This window comes from Pseudomonas sp. SMN11 (assembly GCF_052041945.1).
Lineage (GTDB): Bacteria > Pseudomonadota > Gammaproteobacteria > Pseudomonadales > Pseudomonadaceae > Aquipseudomonas.
Genome location: NZ_JBKGGW010000008.1, coordinates 83,906 through 110,848 on the forward strand (window position 1 = coordinate 83,906; position 26,943 = coordinate 110,848).

The following is a 26,943-nucleotide window of genomic DNA, read 5'->3' on the forward strand; positions in this document are numbered from 1 at the left end:
GAGGCACCTTGTCAGCAGATCGATTTTCTACTATCTTGTTATTCGACACGCGGGTTTTCCGGATTTCCGGTCGTGCCCGTGTACCCTGAGTGAGAACCCCGCCTAGCTGCGGGGTTTTTGCTTTTTATGGCTTGGGTACACCTCGGTAGTCATAACCGATTCGTGCGAGCAGCTCCTCCAGCTTTTCTTCAAGGGTCGCCAGCTCACATTCGAGCTGCAGTCGCTCGGCCCGGAGCACGTCTACATTGACCGGCTCCTCCATTTCGACGTGCTCGACATAGCGCGGAACCGAGAGGTTGTAATCGTGCTGCGCAATCTCAGCCTGTGACACCACCCGCGCAACCTGAGCCACGTCGTTCCTCGCTTGGTAGGTGGCCTCAATGAAACTCAAGTCACTCTCATTCAAGCGATTACGAATCTTTCCAGACTCAAAAGTACGGCTAGCATCAACGAACAGCACGTCATCTGCTTTTCTGTCCTTACGCAGCAGCAAAATCGCCGTCGGAATACCCGTGTGAGTGAAAAGCTTGGGAGGAAGAGCTATCACCGCATCAATCAGCTTGTCGTTAATCAAGTGCATGCGAATCTGGCCTTCCACCCCGCTGCGGAACAGAACGCCATGTGACACCACCACCGCCATGCGGCCATGAGGCTTCAAGCTTCTGAGCATGTGGCTAATGAATGCGAAGTCTGCCGACGCGCGGGGCGGGATCCCGCGGAGATAACGCCCGAACGAATCACGAGTTGCATCCTCATGCCCCCACTCTCGTCTCGAAAAGGGAGGCTGGGACACTGCGATATCGAAGGTCATCAGCTCGCCAGCCTGGCTCAGCAGCGTAGGGTTTCGCAAGCTGTCACCCCATTCAAGGCGATAGCTATCCTCGCCATGCAGAACCATGTTCATCCGCGAAAATGCCAGCGTGTCTGCATTCACTTCCTGGCCATACAGACTCGCGCCCTGCCCAACATTGGAAAGCCGAGCCTGTTTTCCGCATTCAATTAGGGAACGGCCTACACCGAGGCACGGGTCATAGACCGACTCACCCGCTGCGGGACGCACCAGTCGTGCCAATAATCGCGAAACTTCCGGGGGCGTCACGGCCTCCCCATCGCGCTTGCCACAAGCGTCATCTATAAAAGCCCACAACGCATCACATACCTGTGCAGCAGTACATGGCGCCTTACGATGCTCACTATTGAAGTTCAGGACGGGAGCGTCGAATGCTTCCAGTAATTGGCTGAGCAAAATGTCTGCCCGCGCCGTCGCACCAAGCTTGGCCGAACAGAAATCGATACCGTCGAACATACCGGAGAGCTCATCGTTGGCTTGCTCTAACAAGCGCAGCGCATTATTGATACGCTCGCCGTTATAAGGTTCAGAGCGGGCACCCTTGAGCTGCTGAAAGTGCGCATGCTTTGGTACCCGATAGCTCAAGCGATTGCTGCATGCAGAGTCAGAAGCATCAGAAAGGTATTTCAGCACCAGCAAGGGCAGGACAAAGTGCTTGCTTTCTTCGCAAATACTACTCCCTCTGAAGACCTCAAAAATTTTGGCGATAGCCAAAGAAATCGCAGCGTCCTTATTTTGATCAGCCATGACTGGCGCCCTCTGCGTGCAGGAAAGACGACGTCACGTACGCAACCTCTTCCTTATCCAACTCACTCAGCCGATGCCGGATGGCCCCAATCCGCTGGACCGTGCGATCTAAATCGGCGATCAATAGCTGCTTGTCAAAGTCTGGCAGCTCTATTGCCAAGCTAAGCAGCGCAATTTTAGTGAGCGCTTTGATGCTAGTCCCAGTCAACATTGAGCCCAGCTTCGCCTGAGTGGATTTCTTGTTCAGGTACCATGCTAGATAGCGCGCATCCAGCGTGGAATGAGGTGTGATGATATTCAACTGACCCAACGGGAACACCGGCGCACTTGCACCTTCGTAGACCCACGATCTGTAGTAATCCCCCCTGGAGGGAATCACGACATCACCAGGCTGTAAGCATTGCCCGAGCAGGCTTTCATCAACCGAGATGCGCGGAAGTTCGTCCCAGCGCAGTGGCTTGGCGGATACCAAATCCCTGATGGCCAAAGCCCGCACGTTCCCGTCCGGAGCCTCTTGAGGAGCCTGGGTCCTGAAGACCATGGCCGTGCGGATTTGGGCGTGATTGCTGAGCTCAACGGCTTCCACTGCAAATAACTCTACTTCACCAAGATGAAGAGATAGTAATCGTGCCTAGCCCACCTCGCAAGTAGAATCATTTGCTGCATAGGAAATTTCCTGCAAGGCCTAGCAATTGACCTCACAAGACGGGCTCAAAGTCGGACAGAGGCGCGTCGAGTTAGACGATTCGAGGGGATCCGGTATCAATCCCGCTGACCGTACGACCGCTACCTCGTCGGTAAGAAAATCCACGGTTTCGACCGTCATCAGGGCATATGCAGGTCGGAGGATCGAACTGAGAGCCCCGCTTCTGATACTGGCAGCATGCCTCTATCTCTTCTGATAAAGTCCGCAGCATGTCATAGGGATACGGTCAGCCATGGACAAGAAATCACTTTCCGAGCGGGACATCTGTAGTAAATACATCGCCCCAGCTATCCAGCAATCTGGGTGGGACATGCACAAACAGGTGCGTGAGGAAGTCAGTTTCACCAAAGGCCGGATTATGGTCCGTGGCAAGCTTCACAGCCGGGGCGAAGCACGCCGTGCAGACTTCATTCTCTACCACCAAGCCAACCTGCCCATCGCTGTGATCGAGGCGAAGGATAACAAGCACTCGATTGGCTCCGGTATGCAGCAAGCTCTTGGCTATGCAGAAGCGTTGGATGTGCCGTTCGTATTCTCCAGCAATGGCGATGGCTTCCTCTTTCATGATCGCAGTGGGACAGGCAGCAAGGTCGAAACGGAACTTTCCCTGGATCAGTTCCCTAGTCCTGCCGAACTTTGGCACCGCTACTGCCAATGGAAGGGATTGGACAATGCTGCTCAACACAAGATAGAAGCGCCCTACTACGACGACGGCTCCGGCCGCATGCCGCGCTATTACCAAATGAACGCCATCAACCGCACTGTTGAGGCGGTAGCGCGTGGCCAGGACCGTGTCCTGCTGGTAATGGCAACTGGCACCGGAAAAACCTACACCGCCTTTCAAATCATCTGGCGACTGTGGAAATCAAAACAGAAAAAAAGAATCCTGTTCCTTGCCGACCGCAACATCCTGGTCGACCAGACAAAGAACAACGACTTTAAGCCCTTCGGCCAGGCGATGACCAAAATCGCGAGGCGCCAGATAGACACCTCCTACGAGATCTACCTGTCGCTCTATCAGGCGGTGACTGGCGCTGAAGAAGAGATGAACGTCTACAAGCAGTTCTCCCGCGACTTTTTCGACTTGATCGTGATCGACGAATGCCACCGAGGCAGCGCCGCCGAGGACTCCGCTTGGCGCGAGATTCTTGACTACTTCTCCAACGCCACCCATGTTGGCCTCACCGCAACACCGAAGGAAACCAAAGAGGTGTCCAGCATCACCTACTTCGGTGAGCCGGTTTACAGCTACACCCTCAAACAGGGCATCGAGGACGGTTTTCTCGCGCCCTATAAAGTGGTGCGGATAGACTTCGACAAAGACCTGCAAGGCTGGCGCCCACCCAAGGGCATGCTCGACAAGAATGGCGAGCTGATCGAAGACCGCATCTACAACCTCAAGGACATGGATCGCACCCTGGTCATCGAGGCGCGTACCCTACTGGTGGCGCAGAAGGTCACCGAGTTCCTCAAGGCCTCCGACCCGTTCCTGAAAACCATCGTCTTCTGCGACGATATCAATCACGCCGAGCGTATGCGCCAGGCCTTGCTCAACCTCAACCCCGAGCGCGTGGCTGAGAACCGCAAGTACGTCATGCGCATCACCGGCGATGATCAGGAAGGCAAGGCCGAGCTGGATAACTTCATCAACCCGGAAGAGCGCTACCCGGTCATCGCCACCACCAGCAAGCTGATGACCACCGGTGTTGATGCGCAGACTTGCAAGCTGATCGTGCTCGACCAGCACATCAAGTCGATGACCGAGTTCAAGCAGATCATCGGCCGTGGCACCCGCATCAATGAAGACTTCGCCAAATACTGGTTCACCATCATGGACTTCAAGAAAGCGACCGAGCTGTTTGCCGACCCGGCCTTCGACGGTGACCCGGTGGTGGTCTACGCCCCCGAAGGCAGCGAGCCGCCAGTCCCGCCCGACGATTTACTTGAAGGCGATGGCATCAGCGCAGGCAGCGATGGAGAAGGTGATGATCTGGACTTTACCGGCGAGGAAGACGGCAAGAGGCGCATCAAGTACATCATCGACAGCATCCCGATTTATGTCATCGCCGAGCGTGTGCAGTACTACGGCCCGGATGGCCGACTGATCACCGAATCGCTGCACGACTACACCCGCACCTGCGTACAAAAACAGTTCGCCTCGCTGGACGATTTTCTGCGCCATTGGAGTGATGCCGAGCAGAAAAAGGCCATCATCGACGAAATGGCAGCCCAAGGCGTGATGTGGGAGGCCCTGGCCGAAGAGGTGGAAAAGAAACAAGGCAAGCCACTCGATCCGTTTGACTTGATCTGCCACGTCGCCTTCGACCAACCGCCGCTGTCGCGTAAAGAGCGCGCCGAACAGGTGAAAAAGCGTAACTACTTCGCCAAGTACTCCGGTGCAGCCCGCCAGGTGCTGGAAGCGCTGCTGGATAAATACGCCGACACCGGCATTGAGCACATCGAAGACATCAAGATCCTTCTGCTCGATCCTTTTAACCAGCTCGGTGCCCCCGTCGAACTGGTTAAAGCCTTTGGCGGCAAAGCTGGCTACAACAAAGCTATCCATGAACTGGAAGACGCGCTGTACGCCAGTTAATCCTCTCTACCCGTAGGGTGGGCAACGGCGGAGCCTTGCCCACCTAAGCAGCCAACTCCATTACAATCCCCCGCTTTGCCACACCGATTGAGAATTCGTTATGTCCATCAGCTCCACCATCAAGTCCATCCAGGACATCATGCGCAAAGACGTCGGCGTCGATGGCGACGCCCAGCGCATTGGTCAGCTGGTCTGGCTGCTGTTCCTCAAGATCTTCGATGACCGCGAGCTGGAATGGGAACTGATGGACGACAACTACAAGTCGCCCATCCCCGACAGTTGCCGCTGGCGTACCTGGGCCGCAGACCCGGAAGGCATGACCGGCGATGCGCTGAAGGACTTTATCGACAACAACCTCTTCCCCCAGCTGCAGAACCTGCACGAATACAGCAACACGCCGTCGGCCTTTGTGGTTCGCAGCGTGTTTGAAGACGCCTACAACTACATGAAGTCCGGCCAGTTGCTGCGCCAAGTGATTAACAAGATTCAGGAAGGCGTGGACTTCAACAAAGCCCAAGAGCGCCACGAGTTCGGCAACCTTTACGAACAACTCCTGCGCGACTTGCAGAACGCCGGCAACGCCGGTGAATTCTACACCCCGCGTCCGGTCACCGAATTTATGGTGCGCATGGTCGACCCCAAGCTGGACGAAAAAGTCATGGACCCGGCCTGCGGCACGGGTGGCTTTCTCACCTGTGCCATCGAGCACAAACGCAGCCGCTATGTGAAAACCACCGAGGATGAACGCACCCTGCAGGCCAGCATTTTCGGCGTGGAGAAAAAGCCGCTGCCGCACCTGCTGGCCACCACCAATATGATCCTGCACGGCATCGAGGTGCCCAGCCAGATCCGCCACGACAACACGTTGAGCAAACCACTAATCAGCTGGGGACCGAGCGAACGCGTGCATTGCATCGTCGCTAACCCGCCGTTCGGCGGTATGGAAGAAGACGGCATCGAAACCAACTTCCCCGCTGCCTTCCGCACCCGAGAAACAGCCGATCTATTCCTGGTGCTGATCATGCAGTTACTGAAGGACGGCGGCCGTGCCGCCGTGGTGCTGCCCGATGGCTTCCTGTTTGGCGAAGGCATCAAAAGCCGCATCAAGGAAAAGCTGCTCACCGAGTGCAACCTGCACACCATCGTTCGCCTGCCCAACGGTGTATTCAACCCCTACACTGGCATCAAAACCAACCTGCTGTTCTTCACCAAAGGCACACCCACCAAACAGGTGTGGTACTACGAACATCAGTACCCGGCCGGCGTGAAGAACTACTCCAAGACCCGCCCCATGCGCATCGAAGAATTCGCCGTCGAAGAAGCATGGTGGGGCAGCGAGGCCGATGGCTTTTCTGCACGGAAGGAGAACGAATTCGCGTGGCAGGTCAGCATCGAAGAGCTGCAAGCCCGCAACTGGAACCTCGACTGCAAAAACCCGCATATCGGTGAGCAGATCAGCCATGACCCAAATGAACTGCTGCTTAACTATGCCAAGCTGCAAGGCGAAATCAGCGACCTGCGCGACCAGCTCAAGGCAGTACTGGCTGAAGCCCTGGAGCGTCAGGTATGACCGCACTGCTGACTGACAATCTCCCTTTGTTAGCTGGTTCACCTAATGGAATAAAAAAACTGCGTGAACTGATTTTGGAACTGGCCGTGCGCGGCAAGTTGGTACAGCAGATTTCGGATGATAAAAAATCGAGCTACTGGGTTGATCTTATTGAATTAGAGAAGACACGGCTGGTGGATGCTGGGCTTTTGAAAAAGCCAAAAAAGGCTTTTGGGGCGATGTTGGAAGAATTGAATGCCAAAATTCCGGGCTCGTGGTGCTGGGTGACACTCGCGGATATTACATTAGGTATGGACTCTGGCTGGAGTCCAGCATGTGAGCCAAATCCATCTCCGAGCAATGGCGTTTGGGGCGTACTGAAAACAACAGCTGTTCAGGTGATGCATTATCTTCAGGAAGAAAACAAGGAACTCCCAGCTAAACTTGAGCCTCGGCCTGATGCAGAAGTCAAAATTGGGGATATTCTTTTTACTCGTGCAGGTCCTATCAACAGAGTAGGGATTTCTTGCTTCGTCGAAAACACAAGACCCCGTCTCATGATTTCGGACAAAATCATCCGTTTCCATCCAGTAGAGGTTGGGGTATACGGTCGATACATAGCTCTTTGCCTGAACTCTGGTACTACGGCCAGCTATCTGGAGAACGCCAAATCCGGTATGGCTGCGAGCCAAGTGAACATTTCACAAGAAAAACTGAAGCTAGCCCCTATTCCTTTAGCTCCACTACCGGAGCAGCATCGTATCGTCGCCAAAGTCGATGAGCTGATGGCCCTCTGCGACCGCCTGGAGGCCCAGCAGACCGACGCTGAAAACGCCCACGCCCAACTGGTACAAGCGCTGCTCGACAGCCTGACCCAAGCCAGCGACGCCACCGACTTCGCCGCCAACTGGCAACGTCTGGCCGAACACTTCCACACCCTGTTCACCACCGAACCCAGCGTCGACGCCCTCAAACAAACCCTGCTGCAACTGGCCGTAATGGGTAAGCTGGTACCGCAAAACTCTAACGATGAGCCTGCGAGTAAGCTGGTGGAACGAATTCAAACCGCGAAGCAGCGCTATCTGGCCAAATCAAGGACACGTAAACAAAAGGATCTCACTACAGAATCGCGCTTGGAACCACCCTTTGAAGTTCCTGCGTGCTGGGAGTGGCAAACCATTGATGAAGTTCTGCACGTGACGGGCGGCGTTACCCTTGGGCGGAAACTTGGCGGCCGCAAACTGCTATCCAAGCCCTACCTCCGCGTGGCGAATGTCCAGCGTGGACGCTTGGAGCTGGACCACATTAAGGAAGTCGAAGTCCCGGAAGACGAAATCGAAAAATACCTACTTCAGAGTGGTGACCTGCTGATTACCGAAGGTGGTGATTGGGACAAGGTTGGGCGTACAGCAACTTGGCGTGATGAGCTACCTGAATGCCTTCACCAAAATCACGTTTTCCGGGCGCGTGCGGTGATTGCAGATTGGGAGCCACGCTGGGCAGAGATGTATCTAAACTCGGCCTCAGCAAGAGAATATTTCGCAGGCTCTTCAAAGCAGACCACAAACCTTGCATCCATCAACATGACCCAACTTCGGGCGTGTGCGTTCCCCTTACCCCCACTCCCAGAACAACACCGCATCGTCGCCAAAGTCGATCAGTTGATGGCCCTCTGCGACCAACTGAAAACCCACCTGACCGAGGCCCGCCAACTCAATGAACAACTGGCCAACACTCTGGTTGAGCAAGCCGTGGCCTAGCGGCTTGCAGGCTGCATTACGTTAAGGACAGCCCCATGCCCATCAAAACACAAATCTGGACGGTCGGTGGCCAACCCAGCCAGTTGCATGAGTGCATCCTGCCCAGCGAACAGTTGCTGGAAGACATGATCGTCAGCGCGCCACGGCTGCTGTCGGAGGAGTGGATGCTGATCGGCCGTCAGGAAAGCACCGGACTGGGAGGGCGAATCGATCTGCTGGCCATCGCCCCGGATGCCTCCCTGGTGCTGATCGAACTCAAGCGCAACCGCACCCCGCGTGATGTGGTGGCGCAGGCGCTGGACTATGCCTCGTGGGTGGAAAAACTGGCCGCCGAGGATATTGCCGCCATCTACAAACGCTATCGCCAGAACGCCGATTTGGCGGCGGATTTTCAGGCCTACTTCGGCCTGCCGCTGGATGAAGAGGCGCTCAACCAGAGTCACCAGATCATCATCGTCGCGTCCGGGCTAGACGCAAGCAGCGAGCGTATCGTGGCGTACCTCAGCGAGCGGGATATCGCCATCAACGTGCTGTGCTTTCAGGTGTTCCGGCAGGGCGAGCAACAACTGATTAGCCGTTCCTGGCTACTCGACCCCGTAGAAACCCAGGCCAATGCCAGCAACACCCGCAGCGACGGCCCTAGTGAGCCGTGGAATGGTGAGTTTTATTGCTCGTTTGGCCACAGCTCGACGCGTTCTTGGCTGGATGCGCAAGCCTTCGGTTTTATCTGTGGAGGTGGCGGCAACTGGTACAGCAACAGCCTGAAGATGCTCGCGCCCGGCGACCGGGTGTGGGTCAACATTCCGCAGCAAGGGTACGTTGGTGTCGGCCGTGTAACCGGCCGGACCACAGCAGCGGCAGACTTCACCGTGCCCTACAACGGCGTCGACACGCCGGTGCTGCAAGCCGCCAAACGTGGTACCTACCACGCCGAATACAGCAACGACCCAGAGCTGTGCGAGTACTTCGTGCCTGTGGAATGGCTGCAGACCGTGCCGGTTGAACAGGCCATCAAGGAAGTCGGTCTGTTCGGTAACCAAAATACCGTCTGCCGCCCAACCACACCCAAGTGGCGTTGGACGATAGAGCGGTTGAAGGTTCGTTTGCTCAATAAGTCGCAATGATCATTCGACTCATCCGGACAAGCTATCGGCTCTGGCACCTAGCGATCTAAATCACCACCGGTAATCTGCCCAGCCAAAAGGATAACAAGTCTGGCGGACGGTCGCGGAAATCACCTTGGCTAAGATAGTGGTGGATATGGCAGGCTCCATTCTTGGGGGTGCCGTGCTTCCGACTCGTTGACAGGAAACGGATTAGGCACTCTGCTCAATTCGAGCCCACCCTAGATAATTTGGATAATCAGATAACGATCCCCGAAGCTTTACCTTGCGTTCAGCGCAAATGGCATTCCAAACGGTATTCCACGTATCTAACAAGGATAACAAATAGGCCAGAAAATCAATTAGATGAACTCAAAATTCAAATCCCCCCGGCCCCACCAATAATCGTTCAACAACGCCCCCCCCCCACTTCGCTCCCTGACTTCCCCCCAAAGAAACCTACCTCTCCTACCGCCCCACCCCATTAACAAACATCACCACCTCCAACGCCCGCACCCCAGAAACCGCATACCCCATCTTGCCATTCACCGATTCATGAAGCCCACCAAACCGCCCATCCTTCCGCAACTCCCGCAGCCGCCCCAGATACCTTCCATACTCAGCCACATTGTTCACCCGATACTGATGCGGCTCCTTCAAATGCATGAATCGATAAATCCTCGAATCCCAAATCGCAAATTCCTTAGGATTCACAAAGTGCAACAGCTTGGACGCCCCCACCACCGATCGGTTGACCAACTGGGCAAGCTGCCCGATTTCAACCTCGCTGAGGCAACCCTCGGCTCGCGCCTTGTTGAGCAGCGCCGCGCCTTGGCGCACATCGAGAGACTCACTGGCATGTATCTCCAGAATGGTCGGCATCCACCCGTAAACCATATGTGCGGCACAAACGAAGTCCTGTTCGTCCAGTTCCTTGCGCGATTGCAGCGCGGCCAGAATGTGCGGGTATGCACGAATATACGACTGTGCCCGGTCTATCTGGGTCGTCGGTTCTAGCTGGAAAACGTCCTGCATGTGCAATGCCCTCAAACGGAAAATGGTCTCCCTGCATCAATCGGAAGCCTGTGCAAATGCTCCAAAGGACAGGCGACGCAGGGTTCGACGAAGAAGAATCACGGGGAAACAGGGGGGCAGCGATGGGGTCATAGAAGGCATTCTGCCGAGACGCTGCGACCAGAAACAACCTGGCCATCGCAGCGTTTCTGCAAGGGTAGAGGCAGGTCAATCAACCTGCCTTTACCCACTTGATCAATCAAACAGGCTTGCGATGCCAGCAATAATTGCACCGCCTACAGCCAGCGGTATCGCAACCGGTGCAGCTGCAACGCCTACTACGGCAGCCCCAACGGTCAGCGTGCCGGCTGCGACGGCACCAATTGCAGCGCCAGAACCCGCGGCCACGGCAGTTCTGCCGATACTCACTTCATCCGTACCGGTAATGGTTTTCGAAAGCTCATTGCCCGCCACCCCGATTCCAACCATTTTCTCGATCGTCATATCAGTCTTCCCTTGCTTCAGACAATAAACGCCACAGGCTGTACGCCGTGACACAGTGAATTGAACGTGACACACAGAGCTTGAAGTGCCTGTACCGGGGACAACTGCTTGTTTTGCCCCTCACCAGTAGTGGCACTATAGCACCATCGCAGTGATCAGAATCGTCCTGCGGTTGCCACTGCTTACTTACCGTTCCGAGCCTCGATCAACATACGCTCGAGCAAGGCGAGTAGGTCATCAGGGTCAATTTCTTCAAAGTCACCCTGCTCCTGCGCCAGAATCATTGCCGCGAACGCTTCGCTGTACTCGGCCTCATCTTCAGCCTGCGGGGCGAGAGGGTCATCCGAGTCGCCTCGTTCCTGTTCGTTACTCATCATGAACCCCACTGACAAAGTGCTCGTCAACCGAACGGTCGCAACAGCTTCGCCTTGAGTATCTCCAGCTGCTTGGCAGCCCGGACCTGCAGCTGGGTGTTCTGGCATGAAGGGCAGGTCGAGAACCAGTCTCGTCCCTCATACAACGCATCACTGGCCGGTATCGTCGTGGCATGCCAGCGGCATCTGGAACAGCTGAAGGTAAACGGATGAGGTGGTCTGGGCATTGGCGGCGGCACCCTTGGCGAGCTGATAACAAACGATGCGGTCGAACTTGCGGCCCTGTCTCAGGCCGGATCAGTGGCGCGCTTTTCCAGCTCTTGCTTCATCGCCAAGTATTCACGGACAAACTCGTAGCCCTTCTTGGCAACGACAACAACGCCAACAATTGCGAACAGATTCTTCATGGCATGACCTCTTCGAACAGAAAGGATGCTGGAACGCCGTTCACGCGTCATACCGGCAACCTTGCAGGTGGTGTCCAATGGCCATACCCTAGGCAAATTGCCACGCTACGTCGACGTTGTCTGTTCATACAGGTAAACAAATTGAGCGGGTTTCAATGTGCAATGCTGAGGTCTCTCACGTTCTGCGCAGCCCTGCCGACACAATACGTAAAGAATAAAGACACATAGTGCTGAACCGTAACCAGTTGCGTGACTGCTCGTAGGCTAGCCAAGCCTCTATCACTCCCCCTTTCCCTATGCCGCGCGTAAGCCGATTACTTCGCCATGCAAACCCAACAAGTCAAACAGGAAGACATCATGACTGCTGCTGAAGACCTCCCCGAGGGCCTCTATCTCAAGTTGATAGAGCACGTCAGCACCTTGCTCAAAGCGTTGGCGCGCAATGTCGACGATCCTAAGCTTGCCTCGGCTCAGGCAGAAGCACAGAACAGGCTCAAGGACATCGAACAGGCGCTGATCAAAGCCATCAACGACCTGAAGGAAAACGCCGAGCACAAGACTTTCACCGTTGCGTTCTACGGTGAGACCAACGCAGGCAAGTCGACGTTGATCGAAACCTTGCGCATTCTGCTCAACGAAAACACCAAGCAGGCGCAGCGCCAGCGTTTCAAAGAGCTGCAACAGCAGTCGGGGCTGAGCGAAACGGCGCTCCAGACACTGGAAGCTGAAATCGAGTCACTGAGCACGCGCGTGGCGCAGAGCGAAAGCGAACTGGCAGCCGTCAATGCGCGCCATGACCAGCGTCAGGTTGAACAACAGGTGCAGGAAGATGCCCTGAGCGCGCGGATCGACGAGCAAAAGCGCAACGCAGGCCTTTTCCAGCGAATTCTCAACTTGCTGCGCAAGCTTCCCGAGGAAATCGCACTGGTGCAGTTGCAGGCCGGTGCCGCCGTGCTGCCGGTGCAGCGTGAGGCCGAGCTGGCCCAGGTGCGTCAGCAGAGCGAGGATGTCCAGCGCCAGCTCGGCGAAAACCGCCAACGCCATGCAACAGCCATGGGCAGTCTGCAGCAGTTGGCCGACTACGAGGACGGTACCATCATCGGTGATGGCCGCGCCGACTTCACCCGGCAAACCCAGGCGTACACCTTCGACGCTGACGGGCAGCATTTTCAGCTGCTCGACGTTCCCGGTATCGAGGGCGACGAGACCAAGGTCAGCGAACAGATCAGCAAAGCGGTCAAGCGCGCCCATGCGGTATTCTACGTAACGTCCAAGGCGGCGCCACCACAAACCGGTGATGCCGGCCGACCAGGCACCCTGGAAAAGATCAAGGCGCAACTGGATGCACAGACCGAAGTCTGGACGCTCTACAACAAACGCATCACAAACCCGATAGCCCTGCAGAAGCCTTCGCTTGTGAGCGCTGACGAGCAGGCCAGCCTCGACGACCTGGACAAGGTCATGCGCGGGCAACTGACCGAGCACTACCAGCGCAGCATGACCCTCTGCGCCCTGCCCGCCTTCTATGCCGCCGCAGATTGCCTGGTGCCGCGCTCGACGGCTGCGCTCAGCCGCAAGAAGTTCCTCGATGCCATGCCGCCGGATGCATTGCTGGAGAAGTCCGGGATCAAGCAGTTCTACCAGCACCTGACACGTGATTTGGTCACAGATGTGAAAGCCAAGATCCGTCGTTCGAACATGAACAAGGTTCAGCTCGCAGTGGCCGACGTCAGCAAAGAGGTCAAGGCGATCCAGATGACGCAATTTGCCCCATTGGCGAAGAAGCTGCATGAGGAAGGCCAAAATGCCTGCGACCAGCTGCAGATCGCATTCAAGGCGCTCAACAGCCGCCTGCGCAATGTGGGAGAAAAGGCTGTCGGCGAATTCGAGGACGCGGTGCGCAATCGTATCTATGCGCGCATCGATGACAACATCAGCAACGACGACTTCAAGGCGGCGCTCGAGCATGCGTTCAAGGTCCAGCAAACCAAACTGCAAGACAACCTTCCCGCTGAACTCGACAAGCAAGTTGAAAAATTCCAGAGCGATGTCAGTGACATTGTTCAGCGTTTCGAGGCGCATGCCAAAGACCTGATGGCCGGTTACTCGCAAATCGGCAAGGCGCGCCTGGCAAACGACTTCAACCTGAAGGTGGACATCGACAACGGCATCAATGTGATAGGCCTACTGGCCAGCCTGGCCGGTGGTGCGGCGCTGTTCTGGAACCCGGTTGGCTGGGTGCTGATGACGCTCGGTATTGCTGGGGTACTGGTCGGTGTTGCCAAGGCGGTATGGGGCTTCTTTGACAGCGACTACAAAAAAGGCCAGCAACGCAAATCGGCCGATGAAAACCTCGAGAGCGCCTGCGAGTCCATCCGCGACAGCTTCCGGCAAACCCTGTTGCAGTCCCTGCCGCCACTGGAAGAAAAAATCGAACAGATCAGCACGGCCTTGCAGCAACCCGCGCAGCAAGCAAAACACATTCACCAGAAGCTCGACGCGGCCCATCTTGGCCTGAAAAAAATCGCCAGCGACCTCCAAGCACAAGGAACTGCAGCATGAATTCGACCCTTGAACTCTTTCAGAACCAGAACAACCAGGCACTGAAACTGCTGGAGAAACTGCGCGGGTTCCTCACCCAAGGTGCTGCGCTTGGCGTCAACATCGACCCGACCCTGCTGAGCAAGCTCGAGCATGCCAGCCAGAACCTGGCCAATGACAAGCTCAAGGTTGCCTTGATTGGTGGCTTCTCGGAAGGCAAGACCTCCATCGCCGCGGCGTGGATGGAGCGCCTGGACAAGTCCAGCATGGACATCAGCCAGAGGGAGTCCTCCAAAGAGGTGAAAGTCTACGAGGTCGACAACAACTTCGTACTGATCGACACCCCCGGCCTGTTCGGCTTCAAGGAAGAGTACAACTCCGATATCGATGCCATGGAGAAGTACAAGGACATCACCCGCAAGTACGTCAGCGAAGCCCACCTGGTGCTGTACGTGATGAATTCGACCAACCCGATCAAGGACAGCCACAAGGATGACCTGAACTGGCTGTTCCGCACGCTCGACTTGCTGCCGCGCACCGTGTTCGTGTTGAGCCGTTTCGACGAGGTGGCCGACGTTGAGGATGAAGCCAGCTACACGCAACACCTGCAAATCAAACGCAACAATGTCGAAAGCCGGCTGCGCGAGTCCATTGGCGCCACGGATGCCGAGGTGGCCGCACTGAGCATCGTCGCGGTGGCGGCAAACCCATTCGACATGGGCACCGAGTACTGGCTCGAGCGCCTGGGCCAGTTCAAGGCGCTGTCGCACATCGCCAGCCTGCAACAAGCCACGACGGGCAAGATTCAGTCCAGTGGTGGCCCGGCGGCAATCGTCGAGCAGGCACGCAAGAGCGTCATCCTCGATGTGCTGCACAAGGAGTTGCCGGTTGCGGTGCTGAACGACCAGCGCCTGGGCGATGAAGTGGAGCGCCTGAGTGGCGTCAGCCGCACGCTCAGCCGCCAGCTGATAGGCGCCAAGGGCCAGATTGCAGAGGTCCGTTCAGGGCTGCGCGAATTCGTCTCGCGCTACTTCGCCGGGTTGATCATGCGCACCCAGGGCCTGACCCAGGAAACCTTCAACGAGTTCTTCGAACGCGAGATCGGCCGTGACGGCGTCATGGTGACCACGCGCCTGCAAAATGAGTTCGATCAACAACTCAATGGTGTGAGCCAGGAACTCAGCCGCATGCGCTTGAGCTTCGACTCAGAGATCAACCACTTCAACACCAACGTGATCAACCTGGGCAAGCAAGGCGTCAACTATGTGGTCAAGGGCAACCTGATCAACAACGGCAGCATTCTGGCTGCCCGCGATGGCATCGTCAGCGTGGCCAAGACGTTTGGCGTGGACCTGGCCAAGACGCTCAAGTTCAAGCCTTGGGGCGCCGTGAACCTGGCCAAGAACCTCAATGGCATCCTGTCGGTGGCGGGCCTGGCGCTCGAGGCCTGGGACAGCTACGAGCGCAATAAGCGCGAAGAGCAGTTCAGGTCTGCCATTGGCGAAATGGTGGAAAACTTCAACAAACAGCGTGAAGAGCTGCTGGCGTTGATCAACCACCCGAGCTTCGAGACGCAGTTCTTCCCGGACTATGCCTCGCTTCAGAGCAATGCGGCAGACGTTGAGACTGCTATCCAGACGCAGAACCAGCTGCGTGGGCAGTTCCAGGAGTGGCGTCAAAGCGGTGAGTTGATCGAGGCGCAGTTCACCCGCATCGAGAGCTAAGGTTCGCGCCCAGGCCATCCATGCGTTCTGGCCGTGGGCGTCAACCGGGAAGATGAGGCCGCGCTGCGGCCCATCGCCAACATGCCGGTGGTGGACCGCAGTGCAGTCAGGCAGCACCCTTCAAGAACTGGCTTCTGGAACCATCCTGCACGCCGGCCGAGGAAACGGTTCCTGGCGTGGCGATCCGTCGTCGTCCCCCAGGGGGCTGAAGCTCGGAGCGCTAGCATTGAGGTTGTCCACGAAATCCTCACTCAGACCTGCCGCTTGCTTGAGTGAGGGGGATATCACCACACCATGCAACTGCGCCCGCAGGTCATCCCAACGCTCGCGCAGTACCGCCCAGTTACCTTCATCGTAAGTACCGCGAAACACCACCGGGCGCACCTGAATGGTAGGCAACTGCGCACCCGGCTCACTCAGCGCTTTTTCCAGTGTGCGCTCCCAAAGACTACCGACACGGTCCACCCGTCCAATCTGCTGCTCGACGACGCCTGGGTTCCACTCGGGATGCAACAGCACCACCGTCTTGCAAGCTTTGTGCAGGTTCAAACCTTCCCGACCGACCACGGACTGGGCGACCAGAACACGCGGGTGGCTGTGGGGCCGGTTGAACGCGAGCTGAATCAAACGCCGGGTTCGGGCTTGGGTGCCACCGTACATCAAGCGGGCAAAGCCACCTTCCTGACGGCTGAATTCATCCTTGAGGCGATCCTGAAGTTGGTTCCACACGTGCTCGGCCTGCTGCGCCCCAAACAGATCGTCGCTCCCTTCGTAACCTTCCTCGCGCTCACACAGGGCTTCGACAAGCTCTTCAAACGCTTCGGCCAGGTGCGTCGGCGAGTCATGCTCATGCTTGGGCGTCAGCGCATGAAGCGCCTTGGCGACCAGTACCAACGGCGAATCACCGCTTCCTTCATGGCGTTCGATGGCGCGGCGCATCTGGACAAACAGCTGTTGAGCCCGGCGCTTGCTCAACCCAGGCTCAAGCAGCTGCAGCAGTTGCTCCCGGTCCTGGCGGCGGCTTGACTCGAGCGCTCGGTACTGTTTCTCCAACTCAAGGTCCAAGCGCGCGCGCTCAAGCACACCCACACGCTCGAGTTGACGATGCGCGGCTTGGACTGCAGCCCACTCGTCATCATGCACCTTGGCTTGGGCCCAGGGCTCTGCGCGGTCCAACGCACGCAGCATGGCCCTGGCATTGAGCAATGTGACCATCGCCTGCAACGGTGCGGTAAAGCGGCCAAACACCAAGACCTTTTCCGTTTCCGCCGATGGCCGCGAGCCCTGCGTCACCTCCTCGATGGCCGTCACTGCGGCCAAAATTGCCGGGTGGTCAAACAGGGGATCGTCACTTGCCTGAAACGCCTTGCCGATTACCGACTTCCACCAGATGGCCCGCTGTTGTCTCTTGTCCTGATTGCCTAACGCACCGGGCTGTTCGGGGAGCGTCGTGATATCGCCATCCAACTCTTGCTGTTGGCCGTCACGCTCGTCGTCCTGCTTACCATGGTCGAGTAACGCTGCAATGCCGTGGCCATTACCTATGGTCAAGCGCAAGCGCTTGGAGAGTGGGTCGTCAGCCTGGCGGGTAACCACCGAAAGCGCTTCCGCGGCGCACACTGCCTGCTTCCAGGCCGGGGACAAGGTTCGCGTATCGACGGGGATTTCCAGCTCGCGCCGGTAGCCATGCAAAGGTGCCCCGCTGCAGGCCGCATAGTCCCGGACCGACTTGAGCTCGCGCTTGTCGCGACGCAATAGATAAGGCCTCAAAGCCTGCTGGAACAGTGCGGCGACATGCTTGAAAACATCCTGCGCCTGCTCGTTGTGCGGGCACGCCCGCACCCAGGCGCATGCTTGTGAATATCGCTGGAAAATATCCCCCTCTGCCTCGGAATAACCAACGCCCTGCGCATCGATGCGCCCGAGCGTCTGATGCCATTGACTGGCATCCAGCTCGACCGGTGTCGCGGTCAACGCAACGCGGCGCGCGACGTCACTGCGCAAGACGACACTGTCGAGCATCCGTGACAGGCCGCTTTCATCACCACGGCTCTTGTGCGCTTCGTCGATGATCACCAGGTCGAACACCCCCAGCCCGAGGCCGACAGCCTGTTCCAGAGCGGGACGCAAACCAAACTCATGATCGCGCCGGTATCCTGCACGTGCCATGACACCCGGCCAGGGCGTTTTCGAAGAGAGGTCGCTGATCTGTCGGCGTGCCGGGTGCTCCTGCGGCAGGCTTTTGATGAACCCGACAATGGACTGCGCAGCTTGCAAGGGGGTCTCTACCCACCACTCGTCGAGCGTCGCATAACCTCTTTCCGGCCAGGGCTGCCGCCCTTCCTGCAACGGGTTGAATCCATTGGGCGCTCGCCCCGTCGTCGCACGCCGCCAAAATGCGTACAGTGCCGGGAGCAGGGCCCAGCGCCAGGTGCTACTGTCTTCGCCGAGACGCCAGTTGGCAAAAGCATGGGAGATCATCACCAGGTTCTGCGCAAACCAAGGCGTTTGCGCAACGCCCTGCGAACGGCAACCTTCAAGGAACTGCCAGAGGCTGCGCAGCAAGGCAGGCGCCTCTACCCCGCCACCGCGAAGCTCGTCCTGCCACTGAAAACCCAAGCCCGGTGGCACCAGAATGGCAACCCGCCCTCCGGCCTTGATGACACTGTGGGCCAATGCAATCGCAATGCGAGTCTTGCCCATGCCGACCTCGTCGGCAATCACCACGCCGTTGTTGGGCAGCCGAGTCGCCAGGGCACGCACACTAGCGCACTGGCCTTCGTTCAACGTCCACTCCTGGCGTCCACCCGCGTCGGCCAAGGCTTGCAGATGCTCGGCGACCGTGCGCCAACCTTCGAAGCTGCGCCTCATGCTGCGTCTCCTGAGATGTCCTGGAGGTTGGCGGTCTGCCAATGGTCTTCCAACCGCGCCAGCGTCTGTTCGTACAGAGCGCCCTCGGGGGAACTTGAGTTCTCCGCAAATGCAGGCCGGAACGAAGACACTCGCAGAGGGCTTACAGGGTTCAGGCCCAGTTCACGGAAGTACTCCAGTACCTGACTGTCTCGGATTCGCGACAGCGTCTGCTCAAGTCGTGCACACCAGGCCTTCCAATCCGCAGGCAGAAGGCTGGTCTGGCGGTCGGCTATGTTTTCCAGCAACTCCATCATCTGCCGAACCGGGTAGGCAGCCACCGCAGCCCCTTTACCGTCCTTGCCTTGGCTCTCAGTGCCCGCCTCGATGTCCTCGGCTTCCGCGTCCATGCCGTCATACACCGCTGGAAATTCCGCAAGCCCCCACCACGCTTCGGAGAAGTCCAGGGCCGTTAGCGGTGCCGCGGCCAACCGACCAAACTCATCCATGACCGGCACCTGGCATTCATACCGATTACCCTGCGCAAGCCAGCGCAAACGCACCTGGCGAGGCCGTGGCCCCAGCCAGACAACACCTTGATCATCCACCGCGCATGCCTCGCCCGCAGTACTCAGTACCTCGCACTGCGTCAGCTCATCTCCCTGGGCCAGCAAATGCCCGCCATCGCGCGTGGGCGACCATTGCAACCAGGCCAAAGGCGGCGCGATGAAGCCGTCCTCGGCGGGCGGCAAGCGTTCGCCAGCACACAAGCCTGCCCCACAGGTGATTTCAGCTGCCTGACGAATGGGCAAAAAGCGCTCGACCGCCATCGTGGACGCAGCGTTTGCGCCCTCCCCCCACTCCAGTCCCTTGGGTGCGAAGATCACCCCTGCCTCAAGATTCCCACCTTGTGTGGACATGCGGCTGGCGAAACCGGGATGGGTCAAATTACCCGAGCCAAGGTACACCCAGGCGCTTAGGCACGCACCGCTGCCGCTTCTTCTTCCGGCACTGAACAGGAACTTGGCATGCAAGGCTCGCCCGCCGTGTTTACCGAACACGGCTTCCATCTGGTCGGCAGGCCACACTTTCCAGCCCTGGGCATTGAGCGCATCCAACGCACCCGCGACACCCTGGCACGCCAGCGGGTTGACGAATAGATTGATGCGCGCCGATCGGGTCAGCAGCTTCTCCTCGCTCAGTCGGGAGACAATACTGTTCAGAACACTGGGCACCGCACCTTGCCGTTCGCCGAGCTGAGACTCGAAGAAGCCTGATGCCATCGCCAGATAGTTACGTCCCCCTTCTGCGCCACAGTCTTTGATGGCGTCAGGCAGCTGGGCCAGGAAAGAGCGCTGGCGATTGTCACGGAAACGCACCTTGCCACCGGCACGCTTGATGCACTTGTTCAACCAGTGGTCCAGGGCCTCCCGGGCCTCCTGAGTCGGGCCGTGATGCTGGGCGACGCATGCATCCAGCAGGCGCAGGTCGAACTGCCCTTGCAGATAGCGGAACATCAAGGTGGCCGCTTTCACGTCAGCACATCGCAATGCAACCTCTTCATTCGGCGCCGCGACCTCCTCCATGTTCAGGTCTATGGACCAGGCCAGATCCAGGCTGTCCTCTACCGTTTGGCGCGTCCAGTTACCCGTGGAGACCAGTAACCTGATCCGCCAGCGACCATCTCCGCATACGTGCCTGAACCCCAGCAACGCCACTTTGGCATGCAACAACCTGAACTTGCGACTGTTCAGACTCAGCAGGGGGAGGTGCACCAAACCGGGCACCTCGACCGGGTCAATGGCGGGGTGCCCTGGGTCGAGCATCAGCGCCAGCGACAGACTGCCCCGCGCCGCACGCTGGGCCTGGCTCTCGCGGGTAAAACGTTCGATGGCGTCGTTGAGGAACAAGGCGTCGGCCGAATACCCGCAGAGCCAACCAAAACTCCCGAGGTAATCGTCCGGCGCGTCAAAATACTGGGCCAGAGACGGGATGCTGCGATTCTGCTCAACCATAGGCCACCTCCTGCAGGCCCGAGCTTTCAAACCCAGTCAGGTCCTGGTTCAACCACCAAAGGTTGCGAATTCGACCTGAGATGTTTTCGGGCCACACAGGCTCTGTGCTCGCGGGGGCCGGCACCTCATCCAGGTCACTCTCTGTATCTGCATTTACCTGGCTTCCCGGTTGAAATGCGGGGCCGGCACACACCTGACGGCCCACCATCTTCAACACCCGCCCATCGCGCCCAACCAACCGCTGTAGCACTTCGTCTTGTGCTTCACCCACAACCTCCCGGCAGAAGGTGGTGGCCTCCTCGTCAGCATGACGAAGCTCAAGGAAGGCCTGCGCCTTGGCCCGCAATTCGGCCATGCACGCTTGAATGTTCGTCGGTAACGGCGAGCCAAGATTGAAACGAGCATCAGGTGTCGCGAGAAAGGCCTCCACTTCATCCAGCACCGTGTAGGCCGCATCCCGCGCGGCGAAGAAGCGTGCTCCGGCGCGCATGTCGCTCCAGTGCTCGGCATCTTGTATCTGAGTCGGTTGCTTGTCCCAGTCCTGCGGTTGCGCGTCGAGGCCATGCGAGCGCACCCATGCCAGTGCATCACTGCGCCGCTGGCGCTCCCAGCCAGGACGACCAGACGCCCCTTGGCACAGACGCTCCAGCAAGAACGTCCGAGCGCTGCCTGGCAGCGGTTCCTGAGGTGAAAGTGCTCGTTTGAGCGTATGGCTTCCCATGCTGCCTTCGTTGCCACACACCCATCGCAACAGATGGTCGGTAAGGTCGCGGTTGTGAGGTCGCAGGTCGCGGGTGGCTAATTCGATAAGCTTCACTCCTGCGTCGCTGGAGGTGTAGCTGTTGAATCGGCTACCTGACGCTTCCACCAGGCCCAGCGCAGGCAGTGCCGCAACCGTGGCCATGCGCATCGGCTGCGTCACGTAGAAACCAGGGCGGCTCGCATTGGCGAAAGTGAAATCCGCCAAGGTGCGGCCGGCCAACTTGGTCCGGCCCTTGACACGACCATCCGCTGCGCTGTCGCCTCCGTTGATGGCCAGCCAACAGGCCAGCGCCTCGATCGCATTGGCAACCGCAATCTTCGATACCCTTTGCCCTTGTGCCTGAGCCCTCTGGGCCACCAATACACCAAGCGTCGGAAGTAACAGCTGCTTGCCAAACCAGACCCCGCCCAGCCCTGGTACCGCAAGCTCGTTGAAAAGCCTTGTGCTCGCTGCGAGCCCTAGCGTGCGCGTACGACGCGTGCTCTGCACCGCGCCCGGCCCGAGAATTCCCCACTGAAATGCCATTGTTCGATCCTTGATTCACTTTGCGGGGCCCATTACAGCGGCCCGTGCTCATGCTCTTGCATACCGGTGCAAAAAATAAGGGCGCCTGTTTGCAGGCGCCCTCCGCTGTTGAGCCAGACCGGCCCATAATTCGCGCGCAATCCAACCCATGCAAGCCGCCTTGCGGGTAGTATCGAATCGCCATACCCTAAGCAAAATGACCAACCACGTCCACGTTGTCTGTTCATACAGGTAAACAATTGGAGCAGGTTTGAGTTCCCTGGCCAGGGAGGCCTCAGCGCCAACTGCCACCAGGCAGCAACTGTGGACCGAACGCTTTGCCAAGGGCCGAAAAATCGCACAGCAAGCGCTGGCCAGCCGCAACACTGCCGCTGAACGAAGCACAAACTACTCACCCATCACACGCGATAGGAAATCAAACCATGTTTATGGTCACTGCATTAATCCGACTTATTTGGTCACTCACCATCGGATTAGTTTTTTTCACCTTTGGGCTCGTACTGTTTCTGCTCTTTGATATTTTCAAACCGTCGTCCGATGTGGGCTACCGGATTCTAAATTCCATGTACAAATTCGGCAGCCTGGGCGTATTCAAAGGACTCAGGATGGTACAAGACCAATTCGACATCCGAGTCGAGAAGCGTCGCGGCCCAGCGGTCGGACAAGGCGACACGGATGCTCTGAGTTAAATACCAAGTTCTCAATCCCCACTAGGCAGCTTGCTGGATGATTGGCTCAAGTGGACGGCTCAGCAGCGCGCCGACGAGCACAGCGAGTACCAATGCTGCGCTGCCGGCGCAGAGCAGCATCGCCTGGAACCCACCCATGAACGCCTGCAACGCCAAGGGCGCCACAGCATCGCGCAAACTCGGCTCGACCATCGCCAGTGCCGCAGGCACATCACCCGCAGCCACGCGTGTGGCCATCGCGCTAACATTGCCCAACTGATCCGGCGCCACCTGCTGCAATGCCTGGCGCAACAACTGCTCACCCCGTGCGGCCAACACCCCGCCGAAGATACCGATAGCAAGCACAATCGCCCCAAACCGCGTAGTCGTACTCAACCCCGAAGCCATCCCCGTCCGCTCCCGTGGCACACACGCCATGATGTTCTTCTGCGTATCCCCATTAAGCAGCCCAGCCCCCGCCCCCAAAACCAGACTGGCCAAGGCAAACGCCCAATACCCCCCAACACCCACAGCCCAGGCACACAGCAGATTTCCCACCCCCACCAACACCAACCCCAGTGCAAATACCTGCGCCGGACTCAACCGCCCAGCCAGTCGCATCCCCCACCGCGGCGTCAGCAACATCGCCACCGCAAACGGCAACATCCCCGCCCCCGCCGCCAGCGCCGACAACTGCAACCCGTTCTGCAGATACAACGGCAACAACGTCATCATCACCTGCGCACAAGCGGCGTAAGCAAACATCCCCAGCAAGGCCCCAATGAAGCGCCCGCTGCGCATCAATTGCAGGTCGATCATCGGCCTCTCCTGGCTCCGCTCAACCATGATGAACAGCCCAAACAGGAACACACTGATCAGCAGCCGCCCGAGCGTATCGACACTGCTCCAGCCCACCTGGTTGGCCTCGATCATCGCCCAGATCAGGCAGCCCAGGCTGCCGGCGAAGGTCAGGCTGCCCATCGGGTCGAGCCGCGCGGCATCGCTGTCGCGGGACTCTTCGATGCTGCGCAGCACCATCAGCGCCAGCACCGCGACCAATGGCAGGTTGATGTAGAAGATCCAGCGCCAGCCGAGGGTGCTGGCGATCACGCCGCCGAGCAGCGGCGCGAAGGTGATGGTCGCGCCCATGCAGGCGCCCCAGAAGGCCCAGGCGCGCATGCGTTCCTGTGGTTCGTGGAAGCGATGGCCGATGGCGGCCAGGGCCGCGGTCAGCAGCATGGCCGCGCCTATGCCTTTGGCTGCCCGGGCCAGGTCGAGGAACAGCAGGCTGGGGGCGGCGCCGCAGGCGAGCGAGGCGATGCCGAATACGGCCAGGCCGATCAGCAGCATGCGCTGGCGGCCGAAGCGGTCGGCCAGGCCGCCGGCGGGCAGCAGGCAGGCGGCGAAGGCCAGGAGGTAGGCGCTGACTACCCATTCGATATCGGCGAACGAGCCGGACAGGTCGCGGGCGATGCTCGGTAGGCTGACGGCGACGATGTTGGTGTCGAGGATGATCAGGGCGCAGACCAGGGAGGCGGTGAGCAGGGTGAAGCGGGCTGAGGGCATTGTTGGGCTCCGGTAATCGTTTGTCTGCCAGATCGCCGGGGCTGCTTTGCAGCCCATCGCCGGCAAGCGCGGCTCCCACAAGTACAGCGTCGCCCTTGAGTCTTGTGCTGTACCTGTGGGAGCTGGCTTGCCTGCGATGGACCGCGCAGCGGTCCCCTGCAGGTTGGAATCACCTTAATGCCTTCGGGCCCGAAGCTTGTTAGCCTCAACGGACAGCATCATTAGCCTGCAGGTAACACCGCATGGAGATCCGTCACTTCCGCTACTTCCTCTGCGTCGCTCGCCACGGCCACTTCACCCGTGCCGCCGAGCAGCTGGGCATCGCCCCGCCCACCCTCAGCCGGCAGATCCAGGACATGGAGCGCGAGCTGGGCGTGCGGCTGTTCGAGCGCAATCAGCGTGAAGTGAACCTCACCGCCGCCGGCCAGGCGTTGCTGATCGAAGCCGAGCATGCAGTGCGCCAGTTCGATGCCGCGCAGCTGGGCGCGCAGCGTGCCGGGCGGGGTGACAGCGGGCGTATCGAGCTGGGCTATGTGGCGTCGGCGGCGTACTCGGGCATGCTGCAGCGGCAGGTGGTCAGCTTCAGCGATGCGCATCCCGGGGTGCGCCTAAACATTCGTGAACTGCCCATGGCCGAGCTGCCGGGCATGGTGCGTGATGGCTTGCTCGACATGGCTTATGTACGCTCGCCGATGGAGCTGCCGGAAGAACTCGAAGCCATCGCCCTGCATCAGGAAGGCTTCGTGCTCGCCCTGCCCGCCAGTTCGCGGATCAACGAACTGGCGCAGATTCCGGCCGCACGCCTGGTCAACGAAACCTTCATCCTGCCCGAGCAAATTTCCGGCACGCTGGAGGTGGCGGCGCAGGGTGGCTTTATCCCGCGGCTGGGGCCTCAACCTGGCAGCCTGGTGGCGGTGATTACCTTGGTGTCACTGGGGCAAGGGATCGCCGTGGTGCCGGAGTCGGTGGTGCAGCGCATCAGCCTGCCGCAGGTGAACTACCGGCGCATTGCCGATTGCCAGGCCAGCTCGTGGTTGAGCCTGGTCCACCGGCGCTTCGAGAAAGCGCCAGCTGTGAATAGGTACATCGAGTTGGTAAGCGACTAGACCTCGAATAAATTGTCTCGCCACTGGTGAGACTTTTATCCAATTGTCGCACCACCGGTGCGACTACTTTTCTGCTGCACTTGTGACAGCAGTGCTGACACAAAAAACAAGGGCACCCATCCACTGGTGCCCCTGCCCTTGTTGCAAGGTGAACTCAATCACCCCATCGACCGCGCCCCCACCGTTTGCGCATGGCCCCGCGAGGTCACGATCCCCAGGAAGGAAATCACGATCGCCAGGCCCAAGGTCGAACTCACTTCCGCCCGGTGTTCAGGCGTGTACATCATCACCGCCAGCGCGCCGGCGATGAAGATGATCACCGCCCAGGTCAGGTACGGGAATAGCCACATGCGGAACTTCAACTCGGTATTTTCGCGCTCCAGCCGGCGGCGCATGCGCAGCTGGGAGATGGCGATGACCATGTACACCAGCAGCGCGATGGCGCCGGAGCTGGCCAGCAGGAACTCGAACACGCCCTTGGGTGCGAAGTAGTTCAGCACGGCAATGGCGGCGCCGATCAAGGTGCTGCCGAACACCGCAGCACGGGGCACACCGACCTTGGAGGTCTTGTTGAGGAACGCCGGGGCGTCGCCGCGCTTGGCCAGCGAATACATCATCCGCGAAGCGATGTAGATCGACGAGTTCATGCAGCTGGTCACGGCCACCAGCACCACCAAGTCGACCATGAACGCAGCGTTGGGGATGTTCATGATTTCCAGTGCGCGCTGGTACGAACCCACCACTGCCAGCTGCGGGTCGTTCCACGGCACCACCGAGATGATCACGAAGATCGACAGGATGTAGAAGGTGCTGATGCGCCAGATCACCGAGCGGGTGGCCTTGGCGATGTTGCGCGACGGGTCGCTGGATTCGGACGCGGCGATGGTCACGGCTTCAGTGCCGATGAAGCTGAACATCACGGTGATGAACGCACCGATGACTGCAGACCAGCCCTTTGGCGCAAAGCCGCCGTGCTCGGCGATCAAGCCGCTCAAACCACTGACCTCACGGTTGGGCAGCCAGCCCATCAGCGCGGCGAAGCCGAGGCCGATGAAGCCGAGAATCGCGGTGACCTTGAGGATGGCGAACCAGAACTCGAACTCGCCGTACTTGGCCACGCTGAACAGATTGGTACCCGCCAGCAACAGCACCGAAGCGAGGGCGAAGATCCAGCTGGGGATATCGGGGAACCAGGCGTTGAGCACATGCCCTGCCGCCAGTGCCTCGATCGGGATCACCAGCACCCAGAACCACCAGTACAACCAACCGATGGTATAGCCGGCCCAGCGGCCGATGGCCTGGTCAGCGTAGGTGGAGAACGATCCCGTGTCCGGGTGTGCCACGGCCATTTCGCCGAGCATGCGCATGACCAGTACCACCAGGGTCCCGGCCACGAAGTACGAAATAATGGTGGCTGGCCCGGCCGCCGCAATGGCGTGCCCTGAGCCTACGAAAAGTCCGGCACCGATGATGCCCGCAATGGACAGCATCGTTACATGACGCGGCTTGAAACCTTGTGCAAGGTTGCCATCAGATCCCACGGTGTTCATTGATCTTGTTCTCTTTTTGCTGACA

General features: G+C 58.7%; 17 protein-coding genes. 7 read left to right on the top strand and 10 right to left on the bottom strand.

Annotated features, from left to right (window positions below; translation table 11 throughout):
* Positions 1-124: 124 nt before the first annotated feature.
* Positions 125-1,597: an N-6 DNA methylase gene (locus ACLEJU_RS10255; protein ID WP_435422958.1), complete on the bottom strand. Its 1,473-nt coding sequence runs from the start codon at positions 1,595-1,597 to the stop codon at positions 125-127.
* Positions 1,590-2,183 (bottom strand): hypothetical protein, encoded by a 594-nt coding sequence (locus tag ACLEJU_RS10260; RefSeq protein ID WP_213673524.1) that lies wholly within the window; start codon positions 2,181-2,183, stop codon positions 1,590-1,592. The genes ACLEJU_RS10255 and ACLEJU_RS10260 overlap by 8 nt, the downstream gene beginning before the upstream one ends.
* 352 nt (positions 2,184-2,535) lie before the next feature.
* On the opposite strand from ACLEJU_RS10260, the gene hsdR reads away from it, so the two are divergent.
* The 4 genes from hsdR (at position 2,536) to ACLEJU_RS10280 (ending at position 9,332) form a co-directional block, all read left to right on the top strand.
* Entirely contained in the window at positions 2,536-4,899 is a 2,364-nt protein-coding gene (gene hsdR, locus ACLEJU_RS10265; protein WP_435422959.1) for an EcoAI/FtnUII family type I restriction enzme subunit R, read from the top strand.
* Between the two features lie 100 nt (positions 4,900-4,999).
* Positions 5,000-6,469 (top strand): type I restriction-modification system subunit M, encoded by a 1,470-nt coding sequence (locus ACLEJU_RS10270; protein ID WP_248670377.1) that lies wholly within the window; start codon positions 5,000-5,002, stop codon positions 6,467-6,469.
* Entirely contained in the window at positions 6,466-8,208 is a 1,743-nt protein-coding gene (locus tag ACLEJU_RS10275) for a restriction endonuclease subunit S (RefSeq protein WP_435422960.1), read from the top strand. The genes ACLEJU_RS10270 and ACLEJU_RS10275 overlap by 4 nt, the downstream gene beginning before the upstream one ends.
* A 35-nt stretch (positions 8,209-8,243) precedes the next feature.
* A complete protein-coding gene (locus ACLEJU_RS10280; RefSeq protein ID WP_435422961.1) occupies positions 8,244-9,332 on the top strand; it encodes an endonuclease NucS domain-containing protein in 1,089 nt (362 codons plus the stop codon).
* Positions 9,333-9,779: 447 nt separating this feature from the next.
* Here ACLEJU_RS10280 and ACLEJU_RS10285 read toward each other — a convergent pair whose 3' ends face one another.
* From ACLEJU_RS10285 to ACLEJU_RS10295, 3 genes are all read right to left on the bottom strand, one after another.
* Entirely contained in the window at positions 9,780-10,346 is a 567-nt protein-coding gene (locus ACLEJU_RS10285) for a hypothetical protein (RefSeq protein WP_435422962.1), read from the bottom strand.
* Positions 10,347-10,580: 234 nt separating this feature from the next.
* Positions 10,581-10,829: a hypothetical protein gene (locus ACLEJU_RS10290; RefSeq protein ID WP_435422963.1), complete on the bottom strand. Its 249-nt coding sequence runs from the start codon at positions 10,827-10,829 to the stop codon at positions 10,581-10,583.
* 182 nt (positions 10,830-11,011) lie between these two features.
* Positions 11,012-11,203, bottom strand: coding sequence for a hypothetical protein (locus tag ACLEJU_RS10295; protein ID WP_435422964.1), 192 nt, complete (start codon positions 11,201-11,203; stop codon positions 11,012-11,014).
* 764 nt (positions 11,204-11,967) lie between these two features.
* On the opposite strand from ACLEJU_RS10295, the gene ACLEJU_RS10300 reads away from it, so the two are divergent.
* Together ACLEJU_RS10300 and ACLEJU_RS10305 are read left to right on the top strand one after the other, a co-directional pair.
* On the top strand, positions 11,968-14,172 hold the full coding sequence (locus ACLEJU_RS10300; RefSeq protein WP_435422965.1) for a hypothetical protein: 2,205 nt from the start codon (positions 11,968-11,970) through the stop codon (positions 14,170-14,172).
* Positions 14,169-15,875 (top strand): LeoA/HP0731 family dynamin-like GTPase, encoded by a 1,707-nt coding sequence (locus tag ACLEJU_RS10305; protein WP_435422966.1) that lies wholly within the window; start codon positions 14,169-14,171, stop codon positions 15,873-15,875. Before ACLEJU_RS10300 ends, ACLEJU_RS10305 begins: the two co-directional genes overlap by 4 nt.
* Before the next feature lie 120 nt (positions 15,876-15,995).
* Here ACLEJU_RS10305 and ACLEJU_RS10310 read toward each other — a convergent pair whose 3' ends face one another.
* From ACLEJU_RS10310 to ACLEJU_RS10325, 4 genes are all read right to left on the bottom strand, one after another.
* Positions 15,996-18,746, bottom strand: a complete 2,751-nt coding sequence (locus tag ACLEJU_RS10310) for a helicase-related protein (RefSeq protein WP_435422967.1) — start codon at positions 18,744-18,746, stop codon at positions 15,996-15,998.
* Positions 18,743-20,740 (bottom strand): hypothetical protein, encoded by a 1,998-nt coding sequence (locus tag ACLEJU_RS10315; RefSeq protein WP_435422968.1) that lies wholly within the window; start codon positions 20,738-20,740, stop codon positions 18,743-18,745. The genes ACLEJU_RS10310 and ACLEJU_RS10315 overlap by 4 nt, the downstream gene beginning before the upstream one ends.
* Positions 20,733-22,028, bottom strand: a complete 1,296-nt coding sequence (locus ACLEJU_RS10320; RefSeq protein ID WP_435422969.1) for a hypothetical protein — start codon at positions 22,026-22,028, stop codon at positions 20,733-20,735. The genes ACLEJU_RS10315 and ACLEJU_RS10320 overlap by 8 nt, the downstream gene beginning before the upstream one ends.
* A 710-nt stretch (positions 22,029-22,738) precedes the next feature.
* A complete protein-coding gene (locus ACLEJU_RS10325; RefSeq protein WP_435422970.1) occupies positions 22,739-24,262 on the bottom strand; it encodes an MFS transporter in 1,524 nt (507 codons plus the stop codon).
* Between the two features lie 242 nt (positions 24,263-24,504).
* Here ACLEJU_RS10325 and ACLEJU_RS10330 point away from each other — a divergent pair, with 242 nt between their 5' ends.
* Complete coding sequence (locus ACLEJU_RS10330) at positions 24,505-25,368, top strand: LysR family transcriptional regulator (protein WP_435422971.1); 864 nt, start codon at positions 24,505-24,507, stop codon at positions 25,366-25,368.
* 158 nt (positions 25,369-25,526) lie between these two features.
* On the opposite strand, the gene gabP is transcribed toward ACLEJU_RS10330, so the two are convergent.
* Positions 25,527-26,918, bottom strand: a complete 1,392-nt coding sequence (gene gabP, locus ACLEJU_RS10335; protein WP_435422972.1) for a GABA permease — start codon at positions 26,916-26,918, stop codon at positions 25,527-25,529.
* Between the last annotated feature and the right edge of the window lie 25 nt (positions 26,919-26,943).

Coding starts and splice junctions, on each gene's coding strand:
- ACLEJU_RS10285 (WP_435422962.1), bottom strand. CDS start 10,346: ATGCAGGACGTTTTCCAGCTAGAACCGACGACCCAGATAGACCGGGCA.
- ACLEJU_RS10300 (WP_435422965.1), top strand. CDS start 11,968: ATGACTGCTGCTGAAGACCTCCCCGAGGGCCTCTATCTCAAGTTGATA.
- ACLEJU_RS10320 (WP_435422969.1), bottom strand. CDS start 22,028: ATGGCATTTCAGTGGGGAATTCTCGGGCCGGGCGCGGTGCAGAGCACG.
- ACLEJU_RS10255 (WP_435422958.1), bottom strand. CDS start 1,597: ATGGCTGATCAAAATAAGGACGCTGCGATTTCTTTGGCTATCGCCAAA.
- ACLEJU_RS10305 (WP_435422966.1), top strand. CDS start 14,169: ATGAATTCGACCCTTGAACTCTTTCAGAACCAGAACAACCAGGCACTG.
- ACLEJU_RS10325 (WP_435422970.1), bottom strand. CDS start 24,262: ATGCCCTCAGCCCGCTTCACCCTGCTCACCGCCTCCCTGGTCTGCGCC.
- ACLEJU_RS10290 (WP_435422963.1), bottom strand. CDS start 10,829: ATGACGATCGAGAAAATGGTTGGAATCGGGGTGGCGGGCAATGAGCTT.
- ACLEJU_RS10280 (WP_435422961.1), top strand. CDS start 8,244: ATGCCCATCAAAACACAAATCTGGACGGTCGGTGGCCAACCCAGCCAG.
- ACLEJU_RS10295 (WP_435422964.1), bottom strand. CDS start 11,203: ATGAGTAACGAACAGGAACGAGGCGACTCGGATGACCCTCTCGCCCCG.
- ACLEJU_RS10315 (WP_435422968.1), bottom strand. CDS start 20,740: ATGGTTGAGCAGAATCGCAGCATCCCGTCTCTGGCCCAGTATTTTGAC.
- gabP (WP_435422972.1), bottom strand. CDS start 26,918: ATGAACACCGTGGGATCTGATGGCAACCTTGCACAAGGTTTCAAGCCG.
- ACLEJU_RS10310 (WP_435422967.1), bottom strand. CDS start 18,746: ATGAGGCGCAGCTTCGAAGGTTGGCGCACGGTCGCCGAGCATCTGCAA.
- ACLEJU_RS10275 (WP_435422960.1), top strand. CDS start 6,466: ATGACCGCACTGCTGACTGACAATCTCCCTTTGTTAGCTGGTTCACCT.
- ACLEJU_RS10270 (WP_248670377.1), top strand. CDS start 5,000: ATGTCCATCAGCTCCACCATCAAGTCCATCCAGGACATCATGCGCAAA.
- ACLEJU_RS10330 (WP_435422971.1), top strand. CDS start 24,505: ATGGAGATCCGTCACTTCCGCTACTTCCTCTGCGTCGCTCGCCACGGC.
- hsdR (WP_435422959.1), top strand. CDS start 2,536: ATGGACAAGAAATCACTTTCCGAGCGGGACATCTGTAGTAAATACATC.